The organism is Streptomyces sp. NPDC002680 (genome assembly GCF_042889145.1).
Lineage (GTDB): Bacteria > Actinomycetota > Actinomycetes > Streptomycetales > Streptomycetaceae > Streptomyces > Streptomyces adonidis.
This window is the reverse complement of the sequence record NZ_JBIAQP010000009.1, coordinates 371,942-390,501: the sequence shown is the minus strand read 5'-3', so window position 1 is coordinate 390,501 and position 18,560 is coordinate 371,942. Positions and strand designations below refer to the sequence as shown.

At 70.0% G+C, this 18,560-nt stretch carries 14 protein-coding genes; 6 read left to right on the top strand and 8 right to left on the bottom strand.

Annotated features, from left to right (window positions below; all coding sequences use genetic code 11):
- Positions 1-2: 2 nt before the first annotated feature.
- The 6 genes from ACFYXF_RS25360 to rpsL form a co-directional block, all read right to left on the bottom strand.
- Positions 3-1,070: an endo-1,4-beta-xylanase gene (locus ACFYXF_RS25360; RefSeq protein ID WP_389352586.1), complete on the bottom strand. Its 1,068-nt coding sequence runs from the start codon at positions 1,068-1,070 to the stop codon at positions 3-5.
- Positions 1,071-1,101: 31 nt separating this feature from the next.
- The gene (locus ACFYXF_RS25355; RefSeq protein WP_389352584.1) at positions 1,102-4,191 is read right to left on the bottom strand and encodes a glycosyl hydrolase 115 family protein; all 3,090 of its coding nucleotides are present in this window, start codon (positions 4,189-4,191) and stop codon (positions 1,102-1,104) included.
- Between the two features lie 190 nt (positions 4,192-4,381).
- The gene (tuf, locus tag ACFYXF_RS25350) at positions 4,382-5,575 is read right to left on the bottom strand and encodes an elongation factor Tu (RefSeq protein WP_235475526.1); all 1,194 of its coding nucleotides are present in this window, start codon (positions 5,573-5,575) and stop codon (positions 4,382-4,384) included.
- Positions 5,576-5,718: 143 nt separating this feature from the next.
- Positions 5,719-7,845: an elongation factor G gene (fusA, locus tag ACFYXF_RS25345; RefSeq protein WP_369030547.1), complete on the bottom strand. Its 2,127-nt coding sequence runs from the start codon at positions 7,843-7,845 to the stop codon at positions 5,719-5,721.
- Positions 7,846-7,884: 39 nt separating this feature from the next.
- Positions 7,885-8,355, bottom strand: a complete 471-nt coding sequence (gene rpsG, locus ACFYXF_RS25340) for a 30S ribosomal protein S7 (RefSeq protein WP_005481264.1) — start codon at positions 8,353-8,355, stop codon at positions 7,885-7,887.
- Positions 8,356-8,358: 3 nt separating this feature from the next.
- Positions 8,359-8,730 carry a 30S ribosomal protein S12 gene (rpsL, locus tag ACFYXF_RS25335; RefSeq protein WP_003948652.1) on the bottom strand — a complete coding sequence of 124 codons (372 nt, stop codon included), beginning with the start codon at positions 8,728-8,730 and terminating at the stop codon, positions 8,359-8,361.
- Positions 8,731-9,146: 416 nt separating this feature from the next.
- Between rpsL and ACFYXF_RS25330 the strand changes: the two genes are divergently transcribed.
- From ACFYXF_RS25330 to ACFYXF_RS25305, 6 genes are all read left to right on the top strand, one after another.
- Positions 9,147-9,872, top strand: coding sequence for a Crp/Fnr family transcriptional regulator (locus ACFYXF_RS25330; RefSeq protein ID WP_389352684.1), 726 nt, complete (start codon positions 9,147-9,149; stop codon positions 9,870-9,872).
- A gap of 197 nt (positions 9,873-10,069) precedes the next feature.
- A complete protein-coding gene (locus ACFYXF_RS25325; protein ID WP_389352581.1) occupies positions 10,070-10,966 on the top strand; it encodes a hypothetical protein in 897 nt (298 codons plus the stop codon).
- Entirely contained in the window at positions 10,963-13,203 is a 2,241-nt protein-coding gene (locus ACFYXF_RS25320; RefSeq protein ID WP_389352579.1) for a hypothetical protein, read from the top strand. The genes ACFYXF_RS25325 and ACFYXF_RS25320 overlap by 4 nt, the downstream gene beginning before the upstream one ends.
- Positions 13,204-13,243: 40 nt before the next feature.
- Complete coding sequence (locus ACFYXF_RS25315) at positions 13,244-15,223, top strand: hypothetical protein (RefSeq protein WP_389352577.1); 1,980 nt, start codon at positions 13,244-13,246, stop codon at positions 15,221-15,223.
- On the top strand, positions 15,220-15,765 hold the full coding sequence (locus ACFYXF_RS25310) for a Pycsar system effector family protein (RefSeq protein WP_389352575.1): 546 nt from the start codon (positions 15,220-15,222) through the stop codon (positions 15,763-15,765). The genes ACFYXF_RS25315 and ACFYXF_RS25310 overlap by 4 nt, the downstream gene beginning before the upstream one ends.
- Before the next feature lie 54 nt (positions 15,766-15,819).
- Complete coding sequence (locus ACFYXF_RS25305; protein WP_389352572.1) at positions 15,820-17,484, top strand: M48 family metalloprotease; 1,665 nt, start codon at positions 15,820-15,822, stop codon at positions 17,482-17,484.
- An 86-nt stretch (positions 17,485-17,570) separates the two neighbouring features.
- On the opposite strand, the gene ACFYXF_RS25300 is transcribed toward ACFYXF_RS25305, so the two are convergent.
- Together ACFYXF_RS25300 and ACFYXF_RS25295 are read right to left on the bottom strand one after the other, a co-directional pair.
- Positions 17,571-17,810: a hypothetical protein gene (locus tag ACFYXF_RS25300; RefSeq protein ID WP_389352569.1), complete on the bottom strand. Its 240-nt coding sequence runs from the start codon at positions 17,808-17,810 to the stop codon at positions 17,571-17,573.
- A complete protein-coding gene (locus ACFYXF_RS25295) occupies positions 17,807-18,508 on the bottom strand; it encodes a hypothetical protein (RefSeq protein ID WP_389352567.1) in 702 nt (233 codons plus the stop codon). The genes ACFYXF_RS25300 and ACFYXF_RS25295 overlap by 4 nt, the downstream gene beginning before the upstream one ends.
- Between the last annotated feature and the right edge of the window lie 52 nt (positions 18,509-18,560).

The window sequence follows — 18,560 nt, the reverse complement described above, 5'->3', positions numbered from 1 at the left end:
AGTCAGTCCGCGGCCAGCCCCTCCCCCACCGCCTCATACGCCGGCTTCCGCCCGAACTCCTCGTCCATCAGCGTCGCCGCCCCCTGCCCGGCGAACACCCCCGGCACCCACGAGTACTTGTCGCTGAACCCCCACACCGTGAACGACGTGCACCGCCGGGCGTTCAGACAGGCGTCCAGCAGCCCCCGGAAGTACGTCGCCTGCGCCGCCAGCTTCGACTCCTCCACCGGCAGGATCATGCGTACGTCGACCTCCGTGAACGCCGTCTGCATACCCAGCTTCTCGAAGCGCGCGAGGTTCTCGGCGACCTGGCCCGGGAAGCCGTACTGGATCGCCAAGTGCCCCTGGATGCCGAAGCCCTGTACCGGCACGCCCTCTGCCCGCAGCCGCTTCGCCAGGTCGTAGTAGGCCGTCGACTTCGCGTTGACGCCCTCGACGTTGTAGTCGTTCAGGAACAGCCTGGCCTTCGGGTCGGCCGCGTGGGCCCAGCGGAAGGCGTCCTCGATGTACGACGGACCCAGCTCACGCAGCCAGATCGAGTCGCGCAGCGAACCGTCCTCCTCGAAGACCTCGTTCACCACGTCCCACTGATAGACCCTGCCCTTGTACCGCTTCACCTCCTTCGTGATGTGAGCCTTCAGAATCCCGCGCAGTTCCTCCGCCCCGATCGATCCGTCCGCCACGCCTGTCGTCAGCCAGCCCGGCAACTGGCTGTGCCACACCAGCGTGTGGCCCCGCACCGCCTGCCCGTGCGCCCTCGCGAAACGCACCAGGTCATCGGCCTTCCCCCAGTCGTACGTCCCCCGACTCGGCTCGACCGATTCCCACTTCATCACGTTCTCGGCGGTAACAGAATTGAACTCCCGTGCGACTTTTAGGTGATATATCCTATCGTCCGCGAGCGCCGCCATGTCCACGGCAGTGCCGATGCGTACGCCAGTCCCGGCCGCCAACGCCCGCAGCGGGACGGGGTCCGGGCGCGCCGACGCCGGCTGCGCACCCGCGCCGGTGATGAGCATCGCCACGCCCGCCAGCGCGACGGCGGAAACAGGCATGCGGAAGCTGTTCATGTGCGGTCCCTTCGCTCGGTGTATTACCTCTTCAGCGGATGCGGCGACTCTCCAACGGCCCCAGATACGTAGGTGTCAGCCCACCCGTGTCGATCACCAGCCGCTGCACGACCACCGTCGGATCGACCACCCAGAACTTCAGCCGGTGCACCCCAGCCGCAGCCACCACATGCCTGGTCGCCGTCACATTCACGTTGTCGGACGTGTGCCGTGCCCACTGCTTGTTCATCAGGCCGTCGTCCGCGCCCGTGACGGCGTGGATGTCTACCTGCTGCGGCTCGGCCCCGTCGAACGAGACCGCATACCGCAGCCCGCCCGTCGGAAGCGTCGGGTTGCGCGGCGACAGATACGCCCACACCGTCACCTCACCCGCCGACAACAGACCGACCTCGTACTCCAGCCGCGCCGAACCCCCGCCCGGCGTCCGGCGCGGAGCCGTCACCGGCCAGGGCGTCATCCCCGCGCCCGTACGCCCGATACGGTCCAGCCGCCGCCAACTCCCCACCGCCCGCGTGTGGTTGTCGGCGTCGATCGCCACATAACCCCCCGCCTCCACGAACCCCCGCAGCCCCCGCTGATCCCTCCGAGACGGCTTCTCCACGACACACCCGACCACCACCGACGCCCCCGCGCCCGACACCGTCAACGAGGCCTCCGTACGACCGTCCGGCACCCGATCCCAGTCCACCCGCACCCCCAACCGCACCTGCTGCTCGACCCGCCCCTTCGGCCGGTCCACCACCAGCCACGGCACCGACGACTCCACCCGGTACGCGAAGGGCGTACGCCCCCGGTTGAACACCTCGACGTACTGGTCGGGCCGTGTCTGGTACGGGCTGAACACCGGCAGCACAGCCGAACCGGAGGATCCCCCCGGCCACCACTCCCCCGCGTCCTCCGCACCGTCGACCGACACCCCCAACTCCCCCTCCACCGGCAGCTCCAGCCGCCGCACCGCCGGGAACAGCACGTCCGGCAACGCCACGTTGTCCTTCTCCGGCTGCTGCCAGGGCGCGTTGGGCCCGTACCGCTCGACATCCCCGTAGTCGATGTGCGGCTGGGTCTGGAAGCCCTCCCACTTGCCGCCCGCCACCCCATGGTTGAAGCGATCGGCGAGCGCGAAGTCCCGTTCCAGGCCGGCTTCCGCCTCCGCCGCGCGGTCGTTGGTCGCCGCGCGCCCCTGGGCCGCGTAGAGGAGGTTCTTGAACTCGGCCTCGCGCAGGGCGTACAGGTTGGCGGTCGCCGCCACCTCGTACCCGACCAGCTCGTACCACGCGTCCTGCGCCGACAGGGGCAGCCTCCGCCCCACCCGTTCCGCCTCCCGCGCCAGCCCCTGCCACTCCTCCGTCGCCCGCTCCAACTCCCGGTGGGCAAAGCGGAATGGGGTCTCCTGGTCGTCGTACACGATCGCCGACTCGTCCTTCGTCGGGTCCTTCGCGGGGTTGAGCGTGATGCGGCGGTTGAGCAACTCCGGCTTACGGCGGGCCTGGAGCTGCCCGTACTCGGCGAGCACCGACGCGATCGCCGCCGCGTGCTCGGCCCCGAAGTTCTGTCGGGCGTACCGCCGTTCCCACTCCCCCAACGCAGAAAGATCCCAACGCTCAGGATTCCAGGCGTAGTTGAGGAAGAACTCCGTCGGGAGTTCGTTCCCCTTCAGGTCGCCGACGTTAGTCACCCACAGGCCGTGGTTCCCGTACGCGTGCGCCTGGTGGAGCTGGTCCCAGAGGTTCTGGAGGTTGGCGGTGTCGACCCACTTGTAGTTGCGGCCGACGCCGACGTAATCGAAGTGGTAATACAACCCATACCCACCGCCCCTCGCCGGTTCCGCCGGGTCGGGATGCTTGCGGATGTTGCCCCAGTTGTCGTCCGTGAGGACGACCGTGACGTCACCCGGAACCCTCAACCCCCGGTCCCAGTACCGCTGGACCTCCTTGTAGAGGGTCCACACCTGCGGGGTCTCCTCCACCGGCCGGCCCGTCACCTCCGCGATGATCCCGCGCTGCGTCTCGATGATCTCCCGCATCAGCTCGATGCCGTCGCCGTCCGGCAGACTCGTGTCGCCGTTGCCGCGCATGCCCAGCGTGACGACGCCCTCGAAGTCCTCGTCGACCATGCGGCGGATGCCTTCGCGCCAATACGCCCTTACCGCCGCCGCGTTCCGCCGGTACGACCACTCCCCCGTGCCCCCGTACGGGTCCCGCCCCGGAGTCACCACGTTCCCCGCGCTGTCGCGCACCGCCGGTACCGCGTGCCGGTTCCACTCCTCGATGCCGCGCATCATGGGCGCCTCGTGGGACGTACCCATGACGATGCCGTACGCCTTCGCCCGAGCGTGGTTCTCCGGGTCGTCCTCGGCGAAGGCCCTGCCCCACACCGCCGGCCAGAGATAGTTCGCCTTCAGGCGCAGCAGTACCTCGAAGACCCGCTCGAAGAAAGCCGAGTTGAAGCCGCCGGGGTGGCCCGGCGCCTTCCCGGGGCCGAAGAACCTCGGCGCCCAGGTGCCCAGTGCCGGGTTCTCGTCGTTGATGAAGATCCCGCGGTACTTCACAGCCGGGGTGCCCTGCGTGAACCTGCCCGGTAACACGTACACCGCGTCCCGGTGGACCGGCGGGACATCGTCCCACCAGTACCAGGGCGAGACCCCGATGCCGTACGAGACGTCGTACGCCCCGAAGATCGTGCCGCGCGGATCGCTGCCCGCGACGACGAACGCCCGGTCGACGCCGGGCATCGGGTGCTCCACGACGGTCTGGAGTGAGGTCTCCCAGCGCCCTGCGATGCCCGTGACGTCGAGCTTGCCGGAGCGGACCAGACCGTCGATCAGCGGACTGCGGCCTATCGTGCCGACGAGGATCACCTTTCGGGCGACGGTCGCGCCCGGACGTACACCAGTCACGCGTTCGATGTCGTCCCGCAGGTCGGCAGCCACTCGTACGACTCCGGGGTGGTCGTCCGTACTGACCACGACCGGGGCGCCGACGAGCGCGAACGCCCCGCCGGTGAACGAGATGTACGCGCCGGCGTCCGTACGGCGGGCCCCTGCCCATGCCACCCCCGACAGCGCCGGCACCGCGGCAAGACCAGCCCCAAGAACGGCTCTACGGCTGACGACCCCAGACATGGCACATCCCTCCACGCGAATTTGGTCAGTGGCATGACAAATGGTGGAGGGAGTGACCAGCGGGGGGAACGGGTCGTACGCGCCGAATAGTTTCGTTACAGCAACCAGGCACAGCAAAGAGGCCCGTACGACCGAAGTCGTACGGGCCCCTCCGAAGAACTACCGGGTCAGGCTGTCAAGCCAACAAGACTTACTTGTTGATCTTGATGACCTGGCCGGCGCCCACGGTCCGGCCACCCTCACGGATGGCGAACTTCAGGCCCTCTTCCATGGCGATGGGCTGGATGAGCTCGACGCTCATCTCGGTGTTGTCGCCCGGCATGACCATCTCGGTGCCCTCGGGGAGGGTCACGACGCCGGTCACGTCCGTGGTGCGGAAGTAGAACTGGGGGCGGTAGTTGTTGAAGAACGGCGTGTGACGGCCGCCCTCGTCCTTGGACAGGATGTAGGCCTGCGCCTCGAACGAGGTGTGCGGGGTGACCGAGCCGGGCTTGATGATGACCTGGCCGCGCTCGACGTCCTCGCGCTTGATGCCACGGAGGAGCAGACCGACGTTCTCGCCCGCCTGGCCCTCGTCGAGCAGCTTGCGGAACATCTCGATGCCGGTGACCGTGGTGGTGGTCTTCTCCTGCTTGATGCCGATGATGTCAACGGTCTCGTTGACCTTCAGGACACCACGCTCGATACGGCCGGTGACGACCGTACCGCGACCGGTGATCGTGAAGACGTCCTCGACGGGCATGAGGAACGGCTTGTCGACGTCACGCTCGGGGGTCGGGATCGCCTCGTCGACGGCGGCCATGAGGTCGAGAACCGACTGACCCCACTCGGCGTCGCCCTCGAGCGCCTTGAGCGCCGAGACCTTGACGACCGGCAGGTCGTCGCCCGGGAACTCGTACTCGGAGAGGAGCTCACGGACCTCGAGCTCGACGAGCTCCAGGATCTCCTCGTCGTCCACCATGTCGGCCTTGTTCAGGGCGACAACGATGTACGGCACGCCGACCTGGCGGGCCAGGAGCACGTGCTCCTTGGTCTGCGGCATCGGGCCGTCGGTGGCGGCCACGACCAGGATCGCGCCGTCCATCTGGGCGGCACCGGTGATCATGTTCTTGATGTAGTCCGCGTGACCCGGGCAGTCGACGTGGGCGTAGTGACGACCCTCCGTCTGGTACTCGACGTGCGCGATGGAGATGGTGATACCGCGCTGGCGCTCCTCAGGAGCCTTGTCGATCTGGTCGAAGGCCGAGGCCTCGTTCAGGTCGGGGTACTTGTCGTGCAGCACCTTGGTAATGGCGGCCGTGAGGGTCGTCTTACCGTGGTCGATGTGACCGATGGTGCCGATGTTGACGTGCGGCTTAGTCCGCTCGAACTTTGCCTTCGCCACTGGGGTCCTCCTGCGGAGTGGTTCTGGTACGCCTTACTCATCGGCGCCAGGTGATCTTTGCTGGGATGCCGCCCGCCGGGCTCTGCCCTCCCGGGTGAGCCCCGGCGGTCGGTGTCAAGCCTAAAGCGTGTAAACGGTGTGTGTTACTCGCCCTTGGCCTTCGCGATGATCTCCTCGGCGACGTTCCGGGGAACCTCGGCGTAGGAGTCGAACTGCATCGAGTAGCTTGCGCGACCCGAGGTCTTGCTGCGGAGGTCACCGACGTAGCCGAACATCTCCGAGAGGGGCACAAGGCCCTTCACGACGCGGGCACCGGCACGCTCCTCCATGGCCTGGATCTGACCACGGCGGGAGTTGATGTCGCCGATGACGTCACCCATGTAGTCCTCGGGCGTGGTGACCTCGACGGCCATCATCGGCTCCAGGAGCACAGGGCTGGCCTTGCGCGCGGCCTCCTTGAAGGCCTGCGAGCCGGCGATCTTGAACGCCAGTTCGGAGGAGTCGACCTCGTGGTAGGCGCCGTCGAGAAGAATGATGCGGACACCAGTCATCTCGTAACCGGCGAGGATGCCGAACTGCATGGCCTCCTGCGCACCGGCGTCGACCGAAGGGATGTACTCCTTCGGGATGCGACCACCGGTCACCTTGTTCACGAACTCGTACGACGCGTCGCCGCCCTCGATGGGCTCGATCGCGATCTGCACCTTGGCGAACTGACCGGTACCACCGGTCTGCTTCTTGTGGGTGTAGTCCACGCGCTCGACGGCCTTGCGGATCGTCTCGCGGTACGCGACCTGCGGCTTGCCGACGTTGGCCTCGACCTTGAACTCACGGCGCATACGGTCGACCAGCACCTCAAGGTGCAGCTCGCCCATACCACCGATGATGGTCTGGCCGGTCTCCTCGTCCGAGTGAACCTGGAAGGAGGGGTCCTCCTCCGCGAGACGCTGGATGGCAACACCCAGCTTCTCCTGGTCACCCTTGGACTTGGGCTCGATGGCGACCTGGATGACCGGCGCCGGGAAGTCCATGGACTCCAGGATCACCGGGGCCTTGTCGTCACACAGCGTCTCACCGGTCGTGGTCTGCTTCAGACCCATCACGGCGACGATGTCGCCGGCGCCCACCGACTCGATCTCCTCACGCTTGTTCGCGTGCATACGGTAGATCTTGCCGATGCGCTCCTTCCGGCCCTTGACGGAGTTGAGCACCGCCGAGCCGGACTCCAGGCGACCGGAGTAGATGCGTACGAAGGTGAGCTTGCCGAGGTGCGGGTCGCTCATGATCTTGAACGCGAGCGCGGACAGCGGCTCGTCCACGGACGGCTTGCGCTTGACGACCAGCTCGGGGTCCTTCACGTCGTGGCCTTCGATGGCCTCGACGTCGAGCGGGGTCGGCAGGTAGCGCACGACCGCGTCGAGCAGGGGCTGGACGCCCTTGTTCTTGAACGCGGTGCCACAGAACACCGGGGTGACCGTGACGCCCTTGGACTTGCCGGACGCGATGGTGACGCGACGGATCGCGGCGTACAGCTGCTCCTCGGTGGGCTCCTGGCCCTCCAGGAACAGCTCCATGATCTCGTCGTCGTTCTCCGCGACGGCCTCGACGAGCTTGCCGCGGTACTCCTCGGCAGCCTCGACGTGCGTGGCCGGGATGTCGACGACGTCGTACATCTCGCCCTTGGCGGCCTCGGCGGACCACACGAGCGCCTTCATGCGGACCAGGTCCACAACGCCCTTGAAGTCCATCTCGGCACCGATCGGAAGCTGCATGATCAGCGGAACCGCACCGAGGCGGTCCTTGATCATGTCGACGCAGCGGTGGAACTCCGCGCCGGTCCGGTCGAGCTTGTTGACGAAGCAGATGCGGGGCACGCCGTAACGGTCGGCCTGACGCCACACCGTCTCGGACTGCGGCTCGACACCCGCGACACCGTCGAACACCGTGACGGCACCGTCGAGGACGCGGAGCGAACGCTCCACCTCGACCGTGAAGTCGACGTGCCCGGGGGTGTCGATGATGTTGATGGTGTAGTCGTCGTCCTCAAGCGGCCAGTGACAGGTGGTGGCAGCAGAGGTGATCGTGATGCCACGCTCCTGCTCCTGCTCCATCCAGTCCATGGTGGCGGCGCCGTCGTGGACTTCACCGATCTTGTAGCTGACGCCGGTGTAGAAGAGGATCCGCTCGGTGGTGGTCGTCTTGCCCGCGTCGATGTGGGCCATGATCCCGATGTTGCGGACCCTGGCCAGGTCAAGTGAAGTGGTAGCCATAAGGCTTCGGTCTTCTCTCGGTCTCGATGGGGGTAGCGACTACCAGCGGTAGTGCGCGAAGGCCTTGTTGGACTCGGCCATCTTGTGGGTGTCCTCGCGCTTCTTCACGGCCGCACCGAGGCCGTTCGAGGCGTCGAGAAGCTCGTTGAGCAGACGCTCGGTCATGGTCTTCTCGCGACGGGCGCGGGAGTAACCGACCAGCCAGCGCAGCGCGAGCGTGTTGGCGCGACCGGGCTTGACCTCGATCGGAACCTGGTACGTCGCACCACCGACACGGCGGGACTTGACCTCAAGGGTCGGCTTGATGTTCTCCAGCGCGCGCTTCAGCGTGATGACCGGGTCGTTGCTGGTCTTCTCGCGCAGGCCCTCCATGGCGCCGTACACGATGCGCTCGGCGGTGGAGCGCTTGCCGTTCAGCAGCACCTTGTTGATCAGGGAGGTGACAAGAGGAGAACCGTAGACCGGGTCGATGATGACCGGGCGCTTCGGGGCGGGGCCCTTACGAGGCATTTTCTACTTCTCCTTCTTGGCGCCGTAGCGGCTGCGGGCCTGCTTGCGGTTCTTGACACCCTGGGTGTCAAGGGAGCCGCGGATGATCTTGTAGCGAACACCGGGCAGGTCCTTCACACGGCCACCACGCACGAGCACGATGGAGTGCTCCTGCAGGTTGTGTCCCTCACCCGGAATGTAGGCCGTAACCTCGATCCCGCTGGTCAGACGCACACGCGCGACCTTACGCAGGGCCGAGTTCGGCTTCTTCGGGGTGGTCGTGAACACACGCGTGCAGACGCCACGGCGCTGGGGCGAGCCCTCAAGCGCGGGCGTCTTGTTCTTCTCGACCTTGTCCTGCCGGCCCTTCCGGACCAGCTGCTGGATCGTAGGCACTACTTCTCCGGTTTCTGTGTGCCGATGGTGAAGCTAACCTGGAACATCGCCGACCCACGCGGTCGGGTGTGTCGAATACTGCAGACTCCCGCCGGCAAGGCGAAAAGGGCGCAGATTGCGGTGGCCGCTTACAGCTCCCCGTACGGTTCGAAGGCACGCACGAGGGCCAGGGCACACCCCAGGCACAAGGTCTGAGCGTACCTACCTCAACGACTTCGGTCAAAACAAATGGACGCCGGTACGACAGGCCGGGGTCCGGGCGGCGCCCGAGCCACCGTTTGTTTGCTTCTAGCAGCTTTGCATGCCTTACGGCGGCTTGCTGGCCAAGGTGGCTGATTCGCGCCCTTTACAGCCCCGTGGACTTGCCCGTTCAGTACCTTGATCCGTCCGCTGCGACGATTCGGGGGCAGAGCGTGATGAGGACGGCGGCGCATTCACTGGACGACGGGGGCCTGGACGACCGGGTGCCCTTCCTGGCCCGCCTGGAACAGGAGGACCGCACGGCCCTCCTGTCTCTGGGCCGCGAACTGAATTTCGCCACCCGGGTGGCCCTGATACATCAGAGCGAGCCCTCCTCCCACGTCCTCTTCCTGGTCCAGGGCTGGACAAAGGTGACGGCCTCGGCGGCCAACGGCTACGAGGCCCTGCTCGCCCTGCGCGGCCCCGGCGACATAGTCGGCGAGTCGGCGGCGCTCACCGGCCGCCCCCGCTCGGCCACGGTGACCGCGCTGGAGGCGGTCCGGGCGGTGGCCGTCGAGCACGAACGCTTCAAAGACTTCCTGGGCCGTTCACCGGCTGTTTCGTTCGCCCTCCTGGGCCTCACGGCCGACCGCACCCGGGCCGCCGACCGCCGCCGCCTGGAGTTCGCCTCCATGAACGTGCGGGAACGCTTCGCGATCCTCCTCCTGGACCTCGCCCGCACCCACGGCCGCCGCACCCCCGAGGGCATCGAACTCTCGGTCCCCCTGAGCAAGCAGGAGCTGGCGGGCTCGGTGGGCGCGTCCAGGGAGATGGTGCAGCGGCTGCTGCGGGAGCTGCGGGAGAAGGAGGCGGTGGAGACGGGGAGGCGGGCGTTGCTGATTCGAAGGCCGGACATCTTGAGAAGGATCGCGGCGGCCGACCTGAGCCCGTCCGGCGATTGAGGACGAGGCCGTTCGGGCCGAAGCGGGGGTCCGGGGGCGGCAGCCCCCAGGTCCGACGGTCACCTCAACTCCCGCAGCCACCAACCCCCTTATGTGTACCCGTACACACTCCGACTGCGTCATACGCCCTCACACCGCACCGTCCCCACCCGCCACGCTGCTGCAAGCAACCCCCACATGCATGTCGAAGGGCGACCATGACCGACCCCGTGAGCCGCACGATCCTGCTGCTGGACATAGAGAGGTTCAGCGACCGGGACGACGTGGAGCAGGCCTACCTGCGGCGCATGCTGTACGACATCACCGACCGCGCACTCGAAAGCGCCGGCATCGACGAGACCCGCCGCCTGCGTGCCGACCGCGGGGACTCCGTGATGGAGCTGATCGACGCGAACGCCCCGGTCACCGCCCTGCTGCGGGCCCTGCTCGTGGAGGTCCCGGCCCAGCTGCGGACCGTCAACCGCATGGCGTCCAGCTCGGCCCAGATCCGGCTGCGCGGGGTCGTGGCCACCGGGTACGTGGCCGTGGACGAGCACGACGGCTGGGTCGGCACCGACCTGAACAACGCCTGCCGGCTGCTGGACGCCCAGTTGCTGCGGGCGGCCCTGCGCGAACGCCCCCACGACTTCGCGCTGATCGTCTCGGACTCCCTGTACGGGGGTGTCGTACGGCACAACCACCCCGGCATCCCGGCCGACGAGTTCCACCCGGTCGGCGTCGACACCAAGAACGGCCGGATGACGGCCTGGCTGCACGGACCGCTGCCCGGCGGATACGAGGCGGCCCCGGCCGGCACGGCCGACCAGGACCACCGTGACACGGGGATGGGGGAGGCGCCGGGCGGTTCGGGGGACCGCCCGGCGCCGCAGACCCCGCAGTCACCGGAGACGAAGGGGACGCCGGAACCGAGGGTCCCCGCGCAGGGCACCTCGCCCGCGCCGGAGAGCCGGCCCGCCCCGGGCCCCGTCTTCAACTTCAACGGTGCCGTCAGCATCGGCGGCAGCGTCGTGGCCGGCGACCAGCACGGCGTCAGCGGCGGGCAGGTCACCGGGGACGTCAACATGGGCGGCCGCAACGGGGGTGACGGCTCATGAGCGCACCGGACGCGGCGGAGGCCACTCGTCCCGGCCCCGCCGACGACCCGGCCGCCTCCGACGACGGCAAGGACGGCAGAGACGGCGCCGCGAAGGAGTCCCCGGCGGCCGAGGGCGCCGCGGAGTCCGAGGACCGCGAGCAGCCGCAGACCGCCTGGTCGGCCCGGCGCGACCTGATCGACCACAGCCCCCGGACGATGCGCTTCGGCGACGACGCCCGCATAGGCGGCAGCGCGGTCGGCGGCGACCAGCACGGTGTGAGCGGCGGCCGGGTCACCGGTGACGTGATCATGGGCACCAAGACGGAGATCCACCAGTGGGCGATACCCGGGTTCTCCGCCCCGTCCGCCGCCTCCGGCGAGGTCCCGCAGACCACGCTGGACCGGCTCGCCGCCTCGTTCGTCGCCGCCGACGCGACCGTCGAGAACCTGCTCGCCCGGCTGCGCCGCGACCGCGTCCTCGTCCTGTCCGGCGCCCGCTTCACCGGGAGACGCACGGCCGCCCTGGCCCTTCTGCACCGGCTCGGGGCGGCCCCCGTACACACGCTCGACCGCGACACGGACCCTGGCACGCTGGCGAACAGGTTCACCGCGGCGGACGAACCCGCCCCCGCCGAGCAGCCCCGGGGCTACGTCCTCGCCGACCTCGCCACGCACCGGGGCCGGCCCCTCCGCGAGCACCATCTCCTCGCCGCCCGCGACCGGTTGGCCGCGCGGGACGCCTATCTCGTCGTCACCGTGGGCCACACGGCGGTACTGGAGGACGTACCGGCCGTCGAATGGCGCTCGCCGCCTCCGGCCGACGTACTCGCCGCACACCTCCGCACCCGCGTCGCCGACGAGGAGACGACGGCCAAGCTGCTCGAACTCCCGGACGTGACCGAGTTCCTGAGCCGCAGTCATCAGTTGCGCGAGGTGGCCGCCTTCGCACAGCAGCTGGGCCGGTACGCGGCGGACGAGGTCACCGCGGAAGACATCGCCCAGTTCTCGCTCGTCTCCCTGGAGAACCAGGTCCAGGAGTGGTTCGAGGAGGACGAGGCGTCGATCCATCTGCGCGACAAGGCGTTCCTGGTCGCGCTGGCCGCGTTCGACGACGGCCCGTACGCCCTCACCGCCGAACTCAGCGATCTGCTCTACCGCTTCCTCCAGAAGACACAGAACCCGGTCGGTATCGCCGAGGTCCCCGTCTTCGGCACGCACATCGGCAAGCGGCTCCAACTCGCCCGCGCCGAGCGGTACGAGGACGACGAGCACACCGAGTGGGGCCCGGTGACCCAGCAGAAGGCCCGGTTCATCGACGACCGCGCCTCCCTCGTACTCCTGCGCGAGGTCTGGACCGGCCATCCCTCCGCACGCCCCGCGCTGATCAGCTGGCTGCGTCAACTGGCCGACGACGGGCGCCCACTCGTCCGTACCCGGGCCGCGTCCACGGTGGCCGTCCTGGCCCGCACCGACCTGCCCTCGGCGATGGCCCTGGTCATCGAGCCCTGGGCGACCTCCAACCGCTTCCGGCACCGGCTGGTGGCCGTCAACTCGCTCACCCTCGCGCACCTCATCGGCACGCCGAACATCCCGCGCATCCTCGACGAGTGGTCCCGGCACGAGGACCGGCGGCTGCGCTGGGTGGCCGTACGGGCGTACGCGCTGATCGGCCCCGAGCGCTGCGAGCAGGCCCTGGCCGCGCTGCGCACGGCGGCCCGCAGCCTGTACGAGACCCACGACAACTCGGACGCCTTCGACCGCGAGATGGCCGACGAACTGCGCGAGGCCGTCGCCCTGTTGCTGCTCTCCGAGGCCGGCGACACCGTCCTCGCCGAACTGCGCACGCACCTGGACGACGACCGCCCGGTGCACGACCTGACCATCGGCGGCTTCGTCAGCGCCTGCCGCCGCACCCAGGACGACGAGCGGTACGGCCATCCGCTGGTCCTGGCCTGGTACGCGCGGTCGGCCACCGAGGGCTCGGCCGCCGCCCACGGCATCCCGTTCCTGTGGCGGGCGGCGCTGGGCGATCCGAACACGACCCGATACGCCCTGGACGTGCTGCGCGAGTGGGTCCTGATCGCCGACCGCTCGACGACCACGGAGTGGGCCCTGGCGCATCTGCTCCCGACCCTGGTCACGACCCCGGCGGAGTTCCACCGTCTGGGCCATCTCCTGCGGACGATGCCGGGCGAGGACGGCGCGGCCCCGCCGGCGGTGGCGGCCCGCCTCCTCACGACACTCCCGATCCGCTAGCAAGCACATCCCGCTCACGCTCACCGAGGAGCAACGCACGATGCCCGCCTTCCACCGCCCGCCCGAGTGGCAGCAGTCCGCGGACCGGCACACGCAGTTGATCGACCCGGTCCTCACCGTGCGGCAACTGTCGCGCTTCGAACTCTCGTTGAAGTCGACGGTCCGTATCGACCACGCGCTCGTCTTCTCGACCGCCAAGGGCGGTTACGAGGCCTATCTCCCGCCCCGCCGTCCGACGCGCAGCGAGATCGCGGCGCGGCACTACACGGCGGTGTACGAGGTCGACATGGGCGTGCACCCGTTCTCGGGCACGCTCACACTGCCCAGCGACAACGACGCGTTCGAGTTCTCGGCCGAGGTCGACGTGTCCTGGCAGGTCGTCGACCCGGCCCGGTTCGTGGGCAGCGGCCACCGGGACGTGCCGGGCCTGCTCATCGGCGAACTCCAGCGCGCGGCACGCCCGGTGAGCCGGCGCTTCCCGATCGCGGAGAGCGCGGCGGCGGAGGGGGAGCTGCTGCAGGCGATCAACGTCCTGGGCCCGCTGGGCGCCCCGGCGGGCCTCCAGACCACGTGGACCCTGCGGCTGCGCCGCGACCAGGAGAACATCGACCACCAGCGCCGCCTCCAGGCGATCGACCACTCGGCGACCGAGCAGGTACGGGCAGCCGAGCGCGGTTCCGAGGTCGACGTGGAGGTGGACCGCCGCAACCGTCAGCAGGACGCCCTCCAGATCGAGCGCGCGATGTCGTACGGCACCCAGCAGCAGCACCTGGCCCTGCAACAACAGCGCTGGGACTACGAACAGGCGGCCCTGCAGAGCAGCCAGCAGCACCAACTGTCCGTCCAACGGGGCCACCAGGAACTGGAGTTGCAGAAGATCGAGGCGGAGAAGATCGCCTTCTACCAGTGGCACCTTTCCCAGGGCGGCGTCCAGGCCTGGGCCCTGCACCTGGCCCAGCACCCCGAGGACTCCCGCCTGGTCATGACGAGCATGCGCGACGACCAACTCCGCATGATCCAGGCCCAGATGGACCTGGTGAAGGACCTTCTCCACGGCGACAACGCGGAGAAGTTCGAGCTGGAGGGCCCCAAGCAACTGGCCCTGCGCACAGTGAGCGACATCCTCACCCAACGCCTCCCGGGCGTACCCCAGAACCCGCCGCCGCTGCCGGGCGGGGAGGCGGCTCCGGGGGTCCCGTACGGCGATCCGTACGGCGACCCTTACGGGGCGGGGTACGGGCAGGGGGTGCCCGGTGCGGCTGGGATGCCCGGGGCGGCTGGAGTGGCTGGGCAGCCGGGGGGCGTCCCAGGGATGGCGGGCCAGGCGGGAGGCGTCTCCGGGCAACCGGGCTCCGCCCCGGGCCAGGCGGGCCTCGCCCCTGGCCAGCCGGACTTCCTTCCGGGCCAAGCGGGTCCCGTCCCCGGACACCCCGGGTTCAACTCCGGCCAGCCCGGATTCACTCCCGGCCAGCCCGGACCCGCGCCCGGGCAACCGGACCTCGTCTCCGGCCAGCCCGGACCCGCGCCCGGGCAACCGGACCTCGTCTCCGGCCGGCCCGGCCCCGTGTACGGAACCCCGGGACAGCCCCCGAACGACGCGACCCCGGCGCAGGCTCAGGCTGTCCAGCCGCCGGTGGCTCCGGGTGTCGCGCCCGGCCAGGCGTCGGCCGCCTCCGCCTGGGGTACGCAGCCCCCGGCGAGCCCGTATCCGGGCGCCCCGCAGGCATCCGCGGCCCAGGCACCCATGCCGGGTGCCGGCGGGCCGTACGGGGCCGTTCCCGGGTACGGCGTTCCGGGCCCCGCCGATGTCCCCGGAGCGCCCGCCGCGTACACACCGCCGGCCACGGCCACGCGCCCGCCGGGTGCGCCGTACCAGCAGCCGTACTCCGCTCCCCAGACCCCCGCCTGGCAGCCGCCCCCCGGCTACGGCAGCACCCCGACGCTCCCCGAGCAGCAGGACGCACCGGCGGGCGAGGCGACGGACGGGACCGAGGAGGACGGGGCAGGCGGCGGCGCATGACCACGCTCGATCCGCGCCGCACCCCGGCGCCACTCCCACCGGACCCGCCCGCCGACCCCGCTCAGCTCTGCGAGCGCCTGCTCGCGGACCTCCGTACCGAGATCGCCCGAGCCGACAGCAAGGCGTCCGTCCTGGTCGCCGCGCTCGGGATGACCGCCGGTGTGTTCAGCGGGCTGCTCGCCGGGCGGAGCTGGAATCCGGGCGCGCTCAGCACCTTCGGCACCGTCGTCTGGGGCGCCGGGGCCGCGTCCCTGGCGCTGTCGCTGTTCGCGCTGCTCCTCGCCGTCCTGCCCCGCCACCGCTCCGAACCGTGGGCTCCGGGCCGGCCCCTCTCCTACTTCGCCGACATCCAACATGCCGTGCGAATCGGCCGGTTGGAGGCGGCGCTCGCCGACACCCAGCGCGATCCCACGGCCGCGCTCATCTCGGCGCTCACCGAGACGAGCCGTATCGCCACGCGCAAGCACCAGTGGATCCGTACCGGCCTGATCTCCTTCTGCACCGGCACGCTCCTCCTCCCCGCCTCGCTGCTCATCGGCTGATCACACCGGACACCGGACCGCTCAGTCACCGTCCCCGCACGTGAAGGAAGACCCATGACCCAGCCACCCTCGTCACCACCGGAGTACCCCGAACCCGCCGAGCAGCCCCTGGCCCCACCGACGTACCCCGAATCCGCCACCCAGCGGCCTCCGGTCGTCCCGCCGCAGTACCCCGAGCCCACCGCCCAGACTCCGCTCCCACCGACGTACCCCGAACCCGCCCCCCGGCCCCCGAACCCGCGGGCATACCCCGAACCCGACGCCCGGCCCCCGAGCCCTCCGACGTACCCGGGACAGGCAGCGGCCCAGCCGTCAGCCCCGCCCGTCCACCCCGGGTCGACAGCGGCTCACTCCTCGGCCCCGCCGCCGTACCCCGGGCAGTCCGCTCCCGCGTACCCGCAGGCGGCGCAGCAACCCCCGCCGTACCCGGACCCGGCCCAGGCACCCTCGTACCCGGACCCGGCCCAGCCACCCCAGTACACAGACGCCGCCCAGCCGCCCTCGTACCCTGCCGCCGCCCAGCCGCCCCCCTCCTATCCCGGCGCCGCTCCCCAGGCACCCGCATACCCCGACTCCGCCCAACCCCCGGCCTACCCGGGCGCGCCCCTGAACCAGGGCCAGCCCCCCGCCTACCCGGGCGCGGCCTCCGCCCAGCCTCCGCCGCCCTCCTACCCCCAGGCCGGCACCGCCCAGCCGCCCGTCCCCCCGCAGTACGCGCCCCCACAGCAACCCCCGACCGCGGCCCAAGCCCCGACCCCTCCCACCGAGCACCCCCACCACATCCCCACCGACCGCGGGCGCGTCCACATCTCCGCCCACCAGCGCCGTACCGACGCCACCGCCGTGGGGAACCTGCTCCTCTATCTCCCGAACTTCCTCTGCAGCCTCCTCGTCGTCAGCCTCTTCTCCCTCTTCTTCGGGAAGCTCGGCTTCCTCGTCGTGATCCTCTGGCTGCTGAGCGGCGCACTCGTGTTCCACCGGCCCACCGAAAGCGCCCTCGCGCGCCGTTTGCTTCATCTGCGCTACCCCACTCCACAAGAACGAGCCAAACTCGAACCGGTCTGGCGTGAGGTCACCGCCCGCGCGGGAGTCGAGGGGCGCAACTACGAACTCTGGGTCGAGGACAGCGACGGCCTGAACGCGGTCGCCGCCGCCGGCCACATCGTCGGCGTCACCCGCTTCGCCATGAACCAGCTGCCCAACGGCGAACTCGCCGCCGTCATGGCACACGAGCTGGGCCACCACGTCGGCGGCCACGCCTGGTCCGGGCTCCTCGGCTACTGGTACGCGCAGCCCGGCCGGATCGCCTGGCGGGTCCTGCGCGCCCTCTCCGTGATCGTCTTCAAGGTGTCCCGCGCCTTCTCCTGCCTCGGCGTCGGCTTCGTCGTCCTCGTCCTCGGCGGCATCGCCCTGGCGACCATCAGCAGCCTGTACGGCCTGCCCCTGCTGATCCTCGGCGTGCCGTACGCCCTCGCCGCCGTCGGCCGCCGCGCCGAACTCCGCGCCGACGAGCACGCGGCGGCCCTCGGCTTCGCGCCGATGCTGGCCGCCGTACTCCACAAGCTGCACCAGGACGAGCAGGCGCAGACGGCGGCGCTCGCCGCGCTCAACGGCGGTGTGGCGCCGGAGGAGAGCCCGCTGAGCAAGCTGCTCTCGTCCCACCCGGACTACCACACCCGGCTGCACCACCTCCAGCCGTACCTCCAGCAGCAACGCTGAGGGCAGGACGGCAGGCCGACAGGCTGAAGGGCGGTCACCCCGTGTCCGGGTGACCGCCCTTCAGCATTCTCAACATCTCCAGCGGCTCAGCGTTCCCGTGACCGCCGAGCCGCCGCCCGCGTCGCACGCTCCGCCGCGAACACGTCCTCCAGCCGGAACAGCAGGGCGCGACCGGCCCGGCCCGCGGCGGTGAGACGGCCGAGCTGCACCCATTTCCGGATCGTGGCGGGAGCGACTCCGATCTCCCGCGCGGCCAGCTCCCCGGTGATCAGGGTCGGCTGTCCCTCGTACGGCGTGCCCGTAGGCGTGTTGGTCGAGGTGCTCATCGGCCGACCCCCAATGCGACCCCCGACGCCGAGCACGCGGCAGCGACCCGCTCCCACTCCCCCTCCGGCCACCCGTGCCGGTGCCCGGGATCGTGGTGGCAGGCACAGTCGGGGGCGGTGCAGCGGCAGGCGGGGTTGATGCAGAGGACCGCCTGCCGGTCGGGGAAGGCTCGCAGGGAGACCGAGTCGCACCAGGGGCAGCGACCGGACACGCGTACGACGATCTCGCTGTCGCCCAGCGCGCGGGCGCAACGCCGGGCCAGCCGACGGGCCTCGTCGCGTACATGTACGGCCAGTACCCGGTCCGTGGCGATCTCGTCGAGCAGGGCCCCGATCCGGCGTAACCGCTCCGGCACGGGAGCGCGGTCCGGCCGGGGCAGCCCGAGCCGGTCGCGTACGGCCTCCTCCAGTTCGACCACGCCGTCCGCGATGTCGCGGATGGCGTCGGAGATGTGCAGCCGCAACGGAGCCGTTCTGGGCCCGGGCACCGCCAGACCATGGGTCTGCTGGAGCACCAGCGCCTCCTCGCGCTCCTGGCGCAGACGTGCGCCGAGTTCGGCCGAGGGTGCGGGTGCCGTACGGCCCCGGCAGCCGGGCGTACGGCCACGACCGGGGGTCAACTCTTCGTAGAGTTCCGGGAATTGCTGCGCCAGAACGCCGATCCACAGTGCGGCGTGCGCGGTCGGCCGCTCAGCCAACGGAACCTCCCGCACACCTCGACAGATTGCGAGCGCGCGCGCAATGATTTGC